The organism is Magnetospirillum fulvum MGU-K5, assembly GCF_000442515.1.
GTDB classification, from domain to species: domain Bacteria; phylum Pseudomonadota; class Alphaproteobacteria; order Rhodospirillales; family Magnetospirillaceae; genus Phaeospirillum; species Phaeospirillum fulvum_B.
Genome location: NZ_AQPH01000169.1, coordinates 1 through 600, shown reverse-complemented (window position 1 = coordinate 600; position 600 = coordinate 1). Strand labels below are relative to the sequence as shown.

Here is a 600-nt window from a genome sequence, read left to right as displayed (position 1 = left end):
GGGGTGCTCGCGATATGCTCTACCCGGAGCGTATTTATCAGGAATTTGAAGGTGATAACGCCACCTGGTGGAACTTCGATCCGCGCGTTGAGTGGCTGATGGGCTACCTGACCAGCCATCGCTCTCAGAAAGTGCTGGTGATCTGCGCCAAAGCTGCCACTGCGCTGCAACTGGAGCAGGTACTGCGCGAACGTGAAGGTATTCGCGCTGCGGTGTTCCACGAAGGTATGTCGATTATCGAACGTGACCGCGCTGCCGCCTGGTTTGCCGAAGAAGACACCGGCGCACAGGTACTGCTGTGCTCAGAAATCGGTTCTGAAGGACGTAACTTCCAGTTCGCCAGCCACATGGTGATGTTTGACCTGCCATTCAACCCGGATCTACTGGAGCAGCGTATTGGTCGTCTGGATCGTATCGGCCAGGCGCACGATATTCAGATCCATGTGCCTTATCTGGAGAAAACCGCTCAGTCGGTGCTGGTGCGCTGGTATCACGAAGGTCTGGATGCATTTGAGCACACCTGCCCGACCGGACGCACTATTTACGATAGCGTATACAACGATCTGATTAACTATCTGGCTTCACCGGATCAAACCGCCC

Annotated in this window: 1 protein-coding gene; it reads left to right on the top strand. The window is 55.2% G+C overall.

The window, feature by feature from the left end; genetic code table 11:
* Positions 1-14: 14 nt before the first annotated feature.
* On the top strand, positions 15-600 hold a 586-nt coding region (locus K678_RS17425), incomplete at its 3' end, for a helicase-related protein (protein ID WP_039853812.1).